Below are 13,123 nucleotides of genomic sequence, written 5' to 3'. Positions count from 1 at the left end.
CGGGAAATCGCTTTCCACATGCCGGAATCCGGGGAGGCGCCCGTGTACGTCCAGTAACCGGAACCCGTCGCCGACTCCCTGGGCCTGTCCGCCCTGGTAGCCGCCCTGCCCCTGGTGATCGTCCCGATCCTGCTCGGCGGTGTCCGCACGAAAGCCCACCTCACGGGCCTGACGGGCCTTCTGGCGGCCGTACTTGTCGCCCGCCTCGCCTACGGCATGCCGCTCGGCCACACTCTCTCCAGCGCCGCCCAGGGCGCCGCGTTCGGTCTGTTCCCCATCCTGTGGATCGTCGTCAACGCCCTGTGGGTGTACCGGATGACGGTCCGCACCCGGCACTTCGACATCCTGCGCCGCTCGTTCGGGCGGCTCTCCGGCGACCCGCGTATTCAGGCCCTGGTGATCGCCTTCTGCTTCGGCGCCCTCCTGGAGGCGCTGGCCGGATTCGGCGCCCCGGTCGCGATCTGCTCGGTCATGCTCGTCGCCCTCGGCTTCGACCCGGTGCGCGCGGCCGTGGTCTCCCTGGTCGCCAACACGGCTCCGGTCGCCTTCGGCGCGATGGGCACACCCGTGGTCACGCTCGCCCAAGTCACCGGACTGCCCCTGGACTCGGTGGCCTCCGTGGTGGGCCGTCAGACCCCGTTGACGGCCTTGGTGGTGCCCCTGGTGCTGGTCGGTCTCGTCGAGGACACGCGCGGGCCGCGGGAGACCTGGGTGCCCGCTCTGGCGGGCGGAATCGCCTTCGCCGCAGCCCAGTTCGTCGCCTCCAGCCACCTCTCCGCCCAACTCGCCGACATCTGCGCCGCCCTGGCCGGCGCGGCCGCCCTGGTCGCCGTACCGCACGCGCGCGTGCCCGCCACCGAGGAGTTCGCGCGGCCGTGCTCACGGGTGCCCGCAGCGCGGACCTCGACGAACCCGACCCGCGCCCCGAAGTCCTGCGCGCCTACGCCCCGTACGCCCTCATCGTCGTCGTCTTCTCCGTCGCCCAGATCCCGCCCGTCAAGGACTGGCTCGCACGGGCGAACCAGGTCTACGACTGGCCCTTCCTGGACGTCGTCAACCCGAAGGGCCAACCGGTCGGCGGAAATCTCTTCACCTGGCCGGTGGTGTCGACCGGCGGCACCCTCGCCCTGCTCGCCGGCATCGCCACGGCGGTCGTCCTGCGCGTGCACGCGCGCGTGTCGGTCACGGAGTGGGCGGCGACGGTAAGGGAGTTGAGGTTCGCGATCCTCACCGCGACATCCGTCCTCGCCCTCGCCTGCGTCATGAACCTCTCCGGACAGGCGGCCACCATCGGCCAGTTCGTGGCGGCGGCCGGCGCGGGCCTCGCCTTCCTGTCGCCGGTCCTCGGCTGGTTCGGCGTCGCGGACTCCGGCTCCGACACCTCGGCCAACGCGCTCTTCGGCGCCCTTCAGGTGAGTGCCGCGCACGAGTCGGGACTCTCACCGGAACTCCTGGCGGCCGCCAACAGCTCCGGCGGTGTGCTCGGCAAGATGATCTCCGCGCAGAACCTCACGATCGCCTGCGCGGCCGTCGGCCTGGCCGGCCGGGAGGGGGACCTGCTGCGCAGGGTGCTGCCGTGGAGCCTCGGACTGCTGCTGGTGATGTGCCTGATCGTGGTGGGGCGGAGTTCACCGGTGCTGGGGTGGATGCTGCCGTGACTGACTGCGCGGGGCTGACCGTGTCTGATCACGATGGATCGCATGGGATCGCCGCAGATCACGGCAGGGAACCCGCTGGAAGCCCGCCGGGAGTCCGTCGGGGGACCGCTTGGAGGTCCCCCGGGGTCCCCTGGGGGATCCCGCCTCCGCCCCTCACCCGGGCCAGGTAGTTTGGGGCGACCGATAGGACTTCAGGAGGGTTGGCCCGTGGCTGCTGATCTGTCTCAGATCGTCAAGGCGTACGACGTGCGCGGGGTGGTTCCGGACCAGTGGGACGAGGCTCTCGCCGAGCTGTTCGGCGCCGCGTTCGTACAGGTGACGGGCGCCGCCGCGATCGTCGTCGGCCATGACATGCGGCCCTCCTCGCCCGGTCTGTCCCGCGCCTTCGCGCGCGGTGCGGCGGCCCGTGGCGTCGACGTCACCGAGATCGGCCTGTGCTCGACCGACCAGCTGTACTACGCCTCGGGCGCACTCGGCCTGCCCGGCGCGATGTTCACGGCCTCGCACAACCCGGCGCAGTACAACGGCATCAAGATGTGCCGCGCGGCAGCCGCGCCGGTGGGTCAGGACACAGGCCTCGCGGAGATCCGGGCACTGGCGGAGCGCTGGCTGGAGACGGGCGCGCCCGAACCGGCCGAGACTCCGGGAACGATCACCTCCCGCGACACGTTGACGGACTACGCGGCCCATTTGCTCTCGCTCGTGGACCTGACCTCCATCCGCCCCCTGAAGGTCGTGGTCGACGCGGGCAACGGCATGGGCGGCCACACGGTTCCGACCGTCTTCGACGGCCTGCCCCTGACCCTCGTCCCGATGTACTTCGAGTTGGACGGCACCTTCCCGAACCACGAGGCCAACCCGCTCGACCCCGCCAACATCGTGGACCTCCAGCAGCGCGTCCGCGACGAGTCGGCCGACCTCGGGCTGGCCTTCGACGGCGACGCCGACCGCTGCTTCGTCGTGGACGAGCGCGGCGAGCCGGTCTCCCCGTCGGCGATCACCGCTCTCGTGGCCGCGCGCGAACTGGCCCGCAACGGCGGCAAGGGCACGATCATCCACAATCTGATCACTTCCTGGACCGTCCCCGAGGTGGTGCGGGAGAACGGCGGCACCCCGGTCCGTACCCGCGTCGGCCACTCGTTCATCAAGGGCGAGATGGCGAAGTCCGGCGCGATCTTCGGCGGCGAGCACTCGGCCCACTACTACTTCAAGGACTTCTGGAACGCGGACACGGGCATGCTGGCCGCCCTGCACGTCCTCGCGGCCCTCGGCGGCCAGCGCGGCCCGCTGTCCTCTCTGGTGGCCCAGTACGACCGCTACACCGGCTCCGGCGAGATCAACTCCACGGTCGCCGACCAGAAGGCGAGCCTCGCGGAGATCCGCGCGACCTACGGGGACCGCGACGACATCACCCTGGACGACCTGGACGGGCTCACCGTCTCCGCCGCCGACTGGTGGTTCAACGTCCGCCCGTCCAACACGGAACCGCTGCTGCGCCTGAACGCGGAGGCGAGGGACCAGGCGACGATGACGAAGGTACGGGACGAGGTGCTGGCGATCATCAGGGGCTGAGGTCGGCGCCGCCCGGCCCGGCGGCGGTAATCTGACCGAACGCGACCATCCCACTCCCCGAATCCCCGAAGGGAAACCCCATGCCGCTCGAAGCCGGCCTCCTGGAGATCCTCGCCTGCCCGGCCTGCCACGCCCCTCTCAAGGAGCAGGACGCCGAGCTGATCTGCACCGGTCAGGACTGCGGCCTGGCGTACCCCGTCCGCGACGGCATCCCCGTCCTCCTCGTCGACGAGGCCCGCCGCCCCGCGTAAGCAGCACAGCCGCAACCGCAACCACAAACGCAAGGCACCAGGACCCCGGCAACCGGAGGCCGCTCCCATGCTCGACGAATCGCTGCTCGACACCCCGGAGGGCCTTGCCGAGGCCGACCGCCGAGGTCTGCTGCGCGGCGCGGCCGAGGCCGGCGCCCGCGTCCGTACCGCGGCCCGGCTCGCCATCGAGGCAGGTGTCAAGGAGCTGAAGCCGGACGGTCGCCCGCGTGCCGTCCTGATCGCGGGCCCCGGCGTCGCCGCCACCCATGCCGCGGACCTCCTCGGCTCGCTGGCCGGCCCCGGCAGTCCCGTCATCCGGCTGGCTCCCTCCGGCGTCGCCCCGGCCGCGGGCGCCCTGCGCTGGGAGCTGCCCGGCTGGGCCGGCTCCGTCGACCTGCTGCTGATCGCCACCCCGGACGGCACCGAACCCAGCCTCTCCCTCCTCGCCGACCAGGCCTACCGGCGCGGCTGCTCGGTCGCCGCCGTGGCCCCCGCCCAGACCCCGCTCGCCGAGGCGGTGGCCGGCGCCCACGGCCTGTTCGTACCGATGGCGACGGCACCCTACGACCACGGCGAGCCACTCGCCGGCTCTTCCCCGGGCGTCCTGTGGGCGCTGCTCACCCCGCTGCTGGTGCTTCTCGACCGCATCGGCCTGGTCACCGCCCCGCCGGACGACCTGGACAAGGTCGCCGACCGCCTGGACCGCATCGCCGAGCGCTGCGGCCCGGCCATCGTGACCTACAGCAACCCCGCCAAGAACCTCGCCTCGGAACTCGCCGACGCGCTCCCGGTGATCTGGACGGAGGGCGTCTCGGCCGGTCCCGCGGGGCGCCGCTTCGTCGCCGCCCTCGCCGAACTGGCCGGCCGTCCCGCCCTGGTCGCGGAACTCCCCGAGGCCCTGGCGGCCCACCACGCCCTGCTCGCCGGCCCGCTCGCCGCCAGCGCCGACCCCGACGACTTCTTCCGCGACCGCGTGGAGGAGGCTCCCGCGCTGCACGCGCACGTGGTGCTGCTGCGCGACCGCCCCCTCAGCGGCCTCACCGCCGCGGCCGCCGCCCGCGAGCTCGCCCTGGGCCACGACACTCCGATCAGCGAGCTGGAACCCGAGGAGGGCGACGAGCTGGAGACCCTCGCGGAACTGATCGCCGTCACGGATTTCGCCGCCGTTTACCTGGCGCTCGCTTCGGGGGCCTGAGGTGGACACCGACACCGGGGCCGTCGTACGAAGGACGACCTGAAGGTCGTACAACAGGTGGACCGGTGGTCGAACACAAGGTGAACACAGCCGCCGTACACCGCTGTACGAGGCCGTGACCCGCGTCGTACGCAGACAGAACCGGCAGAGCGCAGAGAGAAGTACATGGACCGCCTCGACAACACCATCCGCCCCTACGCCTGGGGTTCCCCGACCGCCATCCCGCAGCTGTTCGGAGTCGAGCCGAGCGGCAAGCCGCAGGCGGAGATGTGGATGGGCGCGCACCCGGGCGCGCCCTCGCGTACCGCGCGCGGCACGCTCGTCGAGGTCATCGACGCGAACCCGAAGGCCGAGCTGGGCGAGGCGGCCGTGGCCAGGTTCGGCCCGCGTCTGCCCTTCCTGCTCAAGATCCTCGCCGCCGGCGCCCCGCTCTCCCTCCAGGTGCACCCCAACCTGGAGCAGGCCAGGGAGGGGTACGAGGACGAGGAGCGACGCGGCATCCCCGTGGATGCCCCGCACCGCAACTACAAGGACGCCAACCACAAGCCCGAACTGATCTGCGCGCTCACCGAGTTCGACGGCCTGTGCGGCTTCCGCGCCCCGGAGCAGGCCGCCGAACTCCTCGAAGCCCTCGGTGTCGACTCCCTCAAGCCGTACGTCGATCTGCTGCGCGCCCGCCCCGAGGAGGCGGCGCTGCGCGAGGTCCTCACCGCGATCCTCACCGCCGACCGCGAGGAGATGGCCCAGACGGTCGCCGAGACCGCCGCCGCCTGCACCCGCCTCGGCGGCGACCACGCGCCCTATGCGGACCTCGCCCACCACTACCCGGGCGACCCCGGCGTGATCGCCGCGATGCTCCTCAACCACGTCCGTCTGCAGCCCGGCGAGGCCCTCTTTCTCGGCGCCGGCATCCCGCACGCCTACCTCAACGGCCTCGGCGTCGAGATCATGGCCAACTCCGACAACGTCCTGCGCTGCGGCCTGACCCCCAAGCACGTCGACGTCCCCGAACTCCTGCGCGTCGTCCGCTTCGAGGCGGGCGACGCGGGCGTACTGCGTCCCGAGGCCGCCCCGGACGGCGAGGAGGTCTACGAGACGCCGATCGACGAGTTCCGGCTCTCCCGGTACGTCCTGCCCGAGGGCACCACCGCTCACGACCTGACCCTCCCGACCCCGCAGATCCTGCTCTGCACGGCCGGCGCCGTACGGGCGGGGGAGTACGACCTCACCCCCGGCCAGTCGGTGTTCGTCCCAGCAGGCGAAAAGGCGGAGGTCTCGGGCGCGGGCACGGTCTTCCGTGCGACGGTGATCGTCTGAGGGATCCGCGTTTCCGGGTGGGTCCGATTGTCGTACCGGGGTTGTGGATACCTGAGGAGTCGCTCCCGGGCAGGGCTGCAAGAATGACCCATCCGGCAAAGCACGGGCAAAGACGGCCACACGCCTGGACGGCGTAGACGGACGACGGCGAGAAGGGACAACGCGGACACATGAGCGCGTCAGGCGGCAACAGGGCGATCGTGGCGGCACTCGGCGCCAACCTCGCGATCGCGGTATCGAAGTTCGTGGCCTTCGCGTTCAGCGGCTCCTCGTCGATGCTCGCCGAGGGCGTCCACTCGGTCGCCGACTCCGGCAACCAGTTCCTGCTGCTCATCGGCGGCAAGAAGGCCCAACGCGAGGCCACCCCGCAACACCCCTTCGGCTACGGCCGCGAACGGTACATCTACGCCTTCCTCGTCTCGATCGTCCTCTTCTCGGTCGGCGGCATGTTCGCCATCTACGAGGGCTACGAGAAGATCAGCCACCCGCACAAGGTCGAACACTGGTACTGGCCAGTGGGTGTCCTGTTCTTCGCGATCCTCGCCGAGGGCTTCTCCTTCCGCACGGCCATCAAGGAGTCCAACGAGCTGCGGGGCAAGCTCTCCTGGTCGCAGTTCATCCGCCGCGCCAAGGCCCCCGAGCTGCCGGTCGTCCTCCTGGAGGACTTCGGCGCCCTCATCGGCCTGGTCCTCGCCCTCGGCGGCGTCGGCCTCGCCCTGCTCACCGGCGACGGCGTCTGGGACGGCATCGGCACGGTCTGTATCGGTGTCCTGCTCGTCCTGATCGCCCTCGTCCTCGCCGCCGAGACCAAGTCCCTGCTCCTCGGCGAGGCCGCGGGCGTCGAAGAGGTCAAGAAGATCGAGGCCGCGATCGTCGACGGCGACACCGTCACCGGCATCATCCACATGCGCACCCTCCACCTCGGCCCCGAGGAACTGCTCGTCGCCGCCAAGATCGCCGTCCAGCACGACGACACCGCCGCCGAGGTCGCCAAGGCCATCAACGCCGCCGAGGCCCGCATCCGCGCCGCGGTCCCCATCGCCCGCGTGATCTACCTCGAACCCGACATCTACAGCGAGGCCGAGGCCGCCAAGGGCCCCGACCCGAAGGCCACCCCGGGCGGTCCGACCCCACACCCCGCCGGCCACTGAGCCCTCCTTGACCGACGGCCACGGGCCCGCTCTCCTACGAACACGAAGGAGAGCCGCGCCCGTCGCCGTCGGACGCCCGCCGTGGCCGAGTCCGCTCCGGCCCAGCCCGTTGTCGGCCCCGGCCCCGGTCCGGTCCTCGCTCTGGCTCAGCGCGCACCGCTCCGCTCCTTGCCACCGCCCGCTGCCGAGTCCGCGATCACGCCCCCGAGCTGGTGCACGGGCGCCGACCGAACCCGCTCGATCAACTGCTCGGATGCCGGATCCCCTCGGCCACCCCGACCTTGGGCACCCGCTTGCCCACGAAGCGACTCAGGTCCACGTCCTTGTCGGCGGCGACGATCACACCGTCCGCGCTTCTGACATCGTTGTAAGACAATAGGTTCTCGGCCCCGATGGAACCCTGTGTCTCCACCTTCATCTCGACACCGCGGCTCTGGGCGGCCTGCGCGAGCTTTTCGGCGGCCATGTATGTGTGCGCGACACCCGTCGGGCATGCGGTCACCGCCAGCAGCTTCAACTTCTTCGGCTCGTCACCGTGGCTGCCCGTGGGGGAGGGCCGGCCGGACTGGTCACGTCGATCTCCTAACGCCTTCGTCACACGGAGCGCCGTCCCGGACGCTCCGCGCGCTCGATCGGAACTCCCGATCTCCCTGCACCCTGCAACACCCGCACCCTGGCTAAAAGGTGCGAAAGTCCTGGTTGATCCCCTTCTGCTGGCTCCTGTTCACCCCCTCACGGAGATCCTCGTCACCCCTTCACATCCCACTCCGCCGACCGCACCGTTCCCCTCGAACGGCGTGAACTCTTCGGAGGTGGACTGGGGACGGCCCGCCCACCGGTGTAGCTTGGGACGGAGCCAGACGTCGCTGCTGATGGCGGTCGGGCGGTCCACACGGACCGGCCGAGGGAGAGAGGGCCTCCGACGGACTGCGCTGCGCGCACGTGGGCATGCCTGTGTCCTCTTCTCGGGCACCCCTGTGTCCGCCGCCGCGCAGACCAGCCGTACCCACCCTCGACCCGATACCGAGGAGCAGCTCGCAATGACGACTGTCGACAACCGACAGGACTTCAAGGTCGCCGACCTCTCCCTGGCCGAGTTCGGCCGCAAGGAGATCACCCTCGCCGAGCACGAGATGCCCGGTCTGATGGCGATCCGCAAGGAGTACGCCGAGACGCAGCCGCTGGCCGGCGCCCGCGTCACCGGCTCCCTGCACATGACCGTGCAGACCGCCGTCCTGATCGAGACCCTGGTCGCCTTGGGCGCCGAGGTCCGCTGGGCGTCCTGCAACATCTTCTCCACCCAGGACCACGCGGCCGCCGCCATCGCCGTCGGCCCGAACGGCACGCCCGACAACCCGCAGGGCGTCCCGGTCTTCGCCTGGAAGGGCGAGACCCTCCAGGAGTACTGGTGGTGCACGGAGCAGGCGCTGACCTGGCCGGACAGCCCCACCGGTGGTCCCAACATGATCCTCGACGACGGCGGTGACGCCACCCTCCTCGTCCACAAGGGCGTCGAGTACGAGAAGGACGGCAAGGTCCCCGGCCTGGAGACCGCCGAGTCCGACGAGCACCGCGTCATCCTCGAACTCCTGCACCGCACCATCACGGACGGCTCGCAGAAGTGGACCCAGCTGGCGTCCGAGATCCGCGGCGTGACCGAGGAGACCACGACCGGCGTCCACCGCCTGTACGAGATGCAGCGCGACGGCGTCCTCCTGTTCCCGGCGATCAACGTGAACGACGCCGTCACCAAGTCGAAGTTCGACAACAAGTACGGCTGCCGCCACTCCCTGATCGACGGCATCAACCGCGCCACCGACGTCCTCATCGGCGGCAAGACCGCGGTCGTCTGCGGCTACGGCGACGTGGGCAAGGGCTGCGCGGAGTCCCTGCGCGGACAGGGCGCCCGCGTCATCGTCACCGAGATCGACCCGATCTGCGCCCTCCAGGCCGCGATGGACGGCTACCAGGTCACGACCCTCGACGAGGTCATCGACAAGGCCGACATCTTCATCACCACGACCGGCAACAAGGACATCATCATGGCCTCGGACATGGCCAAGATGAAGCACCAGGCCATCGTTGGCAACATCGGCCACTTCGACAACGAGATCGACATGGCCGGTCTCGCCAGGATCCCCGGCATCGTCAAGGACGAGGTCAAGCCGCAGGTCCACACCTGGAAGTTCCCCGACGGCAAGGTGATCATCGTCCTCTCCGAGGGCCGCCTGCTGAACCTGGGCAACGCCACCGGTCACCCGTCGTTCGTGATGTCCAACTCCTTCGCGGACCAGACCCTGGCCCAGATCGAGCTGTTCACCAAACCCGACGAGTACCCGGTCGGCGTATACACGCTGCCCAAGCACCTCGACGAGAAGGTCGCCCGCCTGCACCTGGACGCGCTCGGCGTGAAGCTCACGACGCTGCGCCCCGAGCAGGCCGCGTACATCGGCGTGGAGGTCGAGGGCCCGTACAAGTCGGACCACTACCGCTACTGAGGTACCGCTGCTGTGGGGCTTCAGCTGAGTTCGAGGCCCGCTCTCCGGGTGAGCACGCCAGTGCACTGGCGTGCTCACCCGGAGGCAGCCGCTCCGGTCCACTGAGGCAGGCCCCCGCACCCCCGTGTCGGGGGCCTGCCCCTTTGGCCCACCGGCCCCCCGCGCGGTCGTACCGCAGGACCGGGCGCCGGACCGGCAACCCGCTAAGACCCAGGACCCCCATGCCCCGCGGCCGTTATTCGCTCCACGATCCGCACGATCACACCCCCGTCGGCGAAGAACACTTCCAGTGCGCCCCCGGCCCCTCCGGCTGGCGTTATGTCTCCCAAGTGACCGCTCCCTCCGGTGACCACAGCGGCTCGGTCGATCTCGCCCTCGATGACCTGGGCCGCCCCATCCGCCTCGAACTCCACGCCGGGGGCTGGCGGGTGCGCGGCGCCGCCCTCGACGGCGTCACCTGGGTCCGCACGGACCCCACCGGCGCTCATGCCACCGAAGGCCATGTGCGCGCCCACGCCTTCACCGGCACGTCCCCCGCGTTTCTGGTCGCCACCGCCCGTCTCCTGCGCCTCACCCCTTCCGCCGCCGCGACCCGCGTACGCCTGGTGGCCTTCACGGACCCGGTCCTCGCCCCGCGCACCGTGGACCAGTCCTGGGCCTTGGTGAAAAGCGAAGCACACGCCACTGACAACGGCCCTCTGACCGTGGACGAATACCAGGTCACAGCCCTGGACACAGGGGAGCAGCACACCGTGCACCTCGCCGGCGACGTGGTCCTGGCGGCACCAGGAATCGAGCTGGAGGACCTGCGGTCGCCGCCGTCCGTCTTCGACGACTGACCCGGGCGCCGGGTTCGGGCCTAGGCCGGCGGTACGAACCCGGTGGAGGGCCGCTCGGCAGCTGGCGGAGTAGCGGTGGCGGGTGCGGGAGCCCGAGGCTGCTCCACCGGCGGGGGATACGTCACAGCCGGTGCCGGTGCCGGTGCCGGTGCCCCGGGCCGGTACGGAGATGACGGAGGCGCGGGCGCCTGAGGAACTGGAGGGGCGTAACCCTGGGGCGCACTCGGCACCGGCATCGAGGGACCGTACCCGTAGGGAACACCCGGCGTCGGCGGGGCGTAGGCGAACGGCGCACCGGGCTCCGAAGGGGCATGACCGGCGAAGCCCCGCCGAGCCTCGCGCGCCTGCCGCTCCTGCACCACCGCTGCCAGATACGCCGCCGCCGGAATGCCCTGCGGCGCCGGAGTCCCCGTCCGGGCCGCGAGGTCGGCCGCGAGCTGCTCGGCCATCGCCCAGGAGACCTGCGGATCGAGCTGCTGCATCCGCGTCAGGTACTGCCGAACGGCAAGCCACAACGCGTCCGGAACGGCCGACAGATCCAGCTCGGCGAAGCGTCCCGCCAGCCAGGGCGGAGGCGGCGGAACGAAACTGGTCTGCCCGACGGGCACCCGCTCACGTACGACCAGAGTCCCCGCGAACACATCCCCCAGCCGCCGTCCACGCGCGGAGACCAGCGAGGCGATACAGGCGACGACCCCGAACGTCACCAGAATCTCGACCACGCCGAGAGCACCACGCACCAGCGCGTGCCGGAACCGGATGGGCCCGCCGTCATCGCGCACCACGCGCAGTCCGCACGCCATCTTCCCGAGCGAGCGCCCATGACTCAGCGTCTCCACCGCGATCGGCGCGCCCACCAGCAGCAACAGGAAGGCGGCGACTGACAGTGCGAGCTGTGCGGCCTCGTCCAGCGAGGCCGTGGCCGCCACCAGACCTATGGACACACCGATGTACACCGTCATGGCCACGACCAGGTCGAGCAGCACGGCCAACGCCCTGCTGGGCAGCCTCGCGGGACGCAGTTCGAGCGCCACCGCCTCACCCGTCACCAGCTCACTCACGCCCGCCGCCTTCCCTGGTCTGCCCTGTACAGCGCAAGTCTGCCAAGCTGAGAGCGCATCGCGCCGCAGTACGACAAGCTGACAGCTACGACAGACCGTCGACGACCAGCCGAGGAGCAGGCAGACCCGATGGACCTCGACGTCTTCGTCTCCGCACATCGAGCCGAGTGGGACCGTCTTGACGTGCTCCTCCGCCGCCAGCGGCGCCTCAACGGAGCCGAAGCCGACGAACTCGTCGCCCTCTACCAGCGCACCGCCACACACCTCTCCCTGATCCAGTCCAGCGCACCCGACCCACAGCTCGTCGGTCGTCTCAGCCAACTCGTGGCGCGCGCGCGTAGTGCTGTGACAGGAACCCGCCGCGCCTCCTGGCGCGATGTCGCCCGCTTCCTGGGGCAGGGATTTCCGGCCGCCGTCTACCGATCCCGTCACTGGTGGGTCCCCACCGCGCTCATATCCACAGCCCTCGCGATCCTCCTGGGCTGGTGGATCGGCACCCATCCGGACGTGCAGTCGACCATCGCCGCCCCCAGCCAGCTCCGTGAGCTGACCCGCCCCGGCGGTGAGTACGAGACCTACTACTCCAGCCATCCCGCGGCTTCGTTCGCTGCCCAGGTGTGGACGAACAACGCCAGAGCCGCCGCGATGTGCCTGGTGCTGGGCGTCTTTCTGGGCCTACCGGTCCTCTACATCCTGTTCGAGAACATGCTCAACCTGGGCGTCGGCTTCGGCCTGATGTCCTCGGCCGGCCGTCTGGACGCCTTCCTGGGCCTGGTCCTCCCCCACGGGTTGCTCGAACTCACTGCGGTCTTCGTCGCGGCAGGTACCGGCCTCCGCCTCGGCTGGACCCTCGTCGACCCGGGCCCGCGCAGCCGCCGTACCGCTCTGGCCGAAGAGGGCCGGGCCGCCGTGGGCATGGCGATCGGGCTGGCCCTGGTTCTGTTCGTCTCCGGCGCCATCGAAGGCTTCGTCACCCCGTCCGGCCTGCCGACCTGGTCCCGCATCGGCATCGGAGTCGTCGCTGAGCTGGCCTTCCTCGCCTACGTTTTCGTCCTCGGCGGTCGTGCCGCACGTGCCGGCGAGACGGGAGACCTCGAGGAGAGCGAGCGCAGCGCGTTCGTCCCAACGGCCGCCTGATGTGCGGAGACCTCCCGTGAGCTGCTAGTCTCCTCTTCGCCCCGGAAGACCTGTTGACACGGGTCCGGCGGGGAGGTAGATTCAAACAGTTGCCTAGAACTGGACAGGTTCAGGGCTGATCGTTAGAATCGATCTGCTTCATAACGGAGGATTCTCTCCGAACATCGAAGCCACCCCCGATTTACTCAGAATCGAGTGGCCCGTCAGACCGGCCAAGAACTTCTGATAAAGTCGGACACGCCGAAAGGGAGCCGGAAGGCAACCAAATAGGCAAAGGCCTTCCAACGGCCACTGGAAATGAATTCCGACCGGGAACGGAACGGAAAACGGATCTGGTAAGGTTGGAAAAACCGAAGGGAAGCCCGGAGGAAAGCCCGAGAGGGTGAGTACAAAGGAAGCGACCGTTCCTTGAGAACTCAACAGCGTGCCAAAAGTCAACGCCAG

General features: G+C 70.1%; 10 protein-coding genes and 2 pseudogenes. 9 read left to right on the top strand and 3 right to left on the bottom strand.

Annotated features, from left to right (window positions below):
- Positions 1 to 78: 78 nt before the first annotated feature.
- The 6 genes and pseudogenes from ABTY98_RS39115 (at position 79) to ABTY98_RS39090 (ending at position 7,144) form a co-directional block, all read left to right on the top strand.
- Positions 79 to 1,658: pseudogene (locus ABTY98_RS39115) on the top strand (L-lactate permease).
- A 207-nt stretch (positions 1,659 to 1,865) separates the two neighbouring features.
- Positions 1,866 to 3,230, top strand: coding sequence for a phosphomannomutase/phosphoglucomutase (locus tag ABTY98_RS39110; RefSeq protein WP_352225915.1), 1,365 nt, complete (start codon positions 1,866 to 1,868; stop codon positions 3,228 to 3,230).
- Positions 3,231 to 3,310: 80 nt separating this feature from the next.
- Positions 3,311 to 3,481, top strand: coding sequence for a Trm112 family protein (locus ABTY98_RS39105; RefSeq protein ID WP_020940431.1), 171 nt, complete (start codon positions 3,311 to 3,313; stop codon positions 3,479 to 3,481).
- 67 nt (positions 3,482 to 3,548) lie between these two features.
- Positions 3,549 to 4,676 (top strand): SIS domain-containing protein, encoded by a 1,128-nt coding sequence (locus tag ABTY98_RS39100; RefSeq protein WP_352225914.1) that lies wholly within the window; start codon positions 3,549 to 3,551, stop codon positions 4,674 to 4,676.
- 165 nt (positions 4,677 to 4,841) lie between these two features.
- Complete coding sequence (manA, locus tag ABTY98_RS39095) at positions 4,842 to 5,993, top strand: mannose-6-phosphate isomerase, class I (protein ID WP_352225913.1); 1,152 nt, start codon at positions 4,842 to 4,844, stop codon at positions 5,991 to 5,993.
- 170 nt (positions 5,994 to 6,163) lie between these two features.
- Positions 6,164 to 7,144 carry a cation diffusion facilitator family transporter gene (locus ABTY98_RS39090; protein ID WP_352225912.1) on the top strand — a complete coding sequence of 327 codons (981 nt, stop codon included), beginning with the start codon at positions 6,164 to 6,166 and terminating at the stop codon, positions 7,142 to 7,144.
- A gap of 158 nt (positions 7,145 to 7,302) precedes the next feature.
- On the opposite strand, the pseudogene ABTY98_RS39085 reads toward ABTY98_RS39090, so the two are convergent.
- Positions 7,303 to 7,717: pseudogene (locus ABTY98_RS39085) on the bottom strand (PTS fructose transporter subunit IIB); the annotation flags it as partial.
- Positions 7,718 to 8,184: 467 nt separating this feature from the next.
- On the opposite strand from ABTY98_RS39085, the gene ahcY reads away from it, so the two are divergent.
- Both ahcY and ABTY98_RS39075 read left to right on the top strand, forming a co-directional pair.
- Complete coding sequence (gene ahcY, locus ABTY98_RS39080; RefSeq protein ID WP_352225911.1) at positions 8,185 to 9,642, top strand: adenosylhomocysteinase; 1,458 nt, start codon at positions 8,185 to 8,187, stop codon at positions 9,640 to 9,642.
- Between the two features lie 221 nt (positions 9,643 to 9,863).
- Positions 9,864 to 10,481, top strand: coding sequence for a hypothetical protein (locus tag ABTY98_RS39075; RefSeq protein WP_352225910.1), 618 nt, complete (start codon positions 9,864 to 9,866; stop codon positions 10,479 to 10,481).
- A 20-nt stretch (positions 10,482 to 10,501) separates the two neighbouring features.
- Here the strand turns inward: ABTY98_RS39075 and ABTY98_RS39070 are convergent, their stop codons facing one another.
- A complete protein-coding gene (locus ABTY98_RS39070; RefSeq protein ID WP_352225909.1) occupies positions 10,502 to 11,542 on the bottom strand; it encodes an RDD family protein in 1,041 nt (346 codons plus the stop codon).
- 129 nt (positions 11,543 to 11,671) lie between these two features.
- On the opposite strand from ABTY98_RS39070, the gene ABTY98_RS39065 reads away from it, so the two are divergent.
- Positions 11,672 to 12,679, top strand: coding sequence for a stage II sporulation protein M (locus tag ABTY98_RS39065; RefSeq protein WP_352225908.1), 1,008 nt, complete (start codon positions 11,672 to 11,674; stop codon positions 12,677 to 12,679).
- 138 nt (positions 12,680 to 12,817) lie between these two features.
- On the opposite strand, the gene ABTY98_RS39060 is transcribed toward ABTY98_RS39065, so the two are convergent.
- Positions 12,818 to 13,123, bottom strand: a 306-nt coding sequence (locus ABTY98_RS39060; RefSeq protein ID WP_352225907.1) for a hypothetical protein, incomplete at its 5' end; no start/stop codon positions are given.

Origin of the sequence: Streptomyces sp. NPDC096040 (assembly GCF_040303265.1) — a bacterium.
Classification (GTDB): Bacteria; Actinomycetota; Actinomycetes; order Streptomycetales; family Streptomycetaceae; genus Streptomyces.
Note: the sequence above shows the minus strand (reverse complement) of the source record. Positions and strands in the feature narration are given on the sequence as shown.